The sequence below is a fragment of the Chryseobacterium sp. SIMBA_029 genome (assembly GCF_046535275.1).
Lineage (GTDB): Bacteria > Bacteroidota > Bacteroidia > Flavobacteriales > Weeksellaceae > Chryseobacterium.
Genome location: NZ_JAWRXA010000877.1, coordinates 1 through 234, shown reverse-complemented (window position 1 = coordinate 234; position 234 = coordinate 1). Strand labels below are relative to the sequence as shown.

Sequence of the window (234 nt, the reverse complement as noted above, 5' to 3'; positions counted from 1 at the left end):
CTTACAATTTTCTGGATATCTTCTACTGCAATCGGGTCAACTCCAGCAAAAGGCTCATCCAAAAGAATAAAGTTCGGGCTTGTGGCAAGACAACGGGCAATTTCCGTTCTACGTCTTTCTCCTCCGGAAAGTAGATCTCCTCTGTTTTTACGAACATGCTGCAAAGAAAATTCTTCAATAAGTTCATCACACTTGATCTGCTGCTCACGTTTTGAAAGCTTCGTCAACTGTAAC

The 234-nt window shown here is 41.9% G+C and carries 1 protein-coding gene; it reads right to left on the bottom strand.

Translation table 11 applies throughout. The annotated features are described in order from the left end of the window. The coding region (locus tag SB679_RS26375; protein ID WP_410705393.1) for an ATP-binding cassette domain-containing protein at positions 1 to 234 on the bottom strand (234 nt) is incomplete at both ends.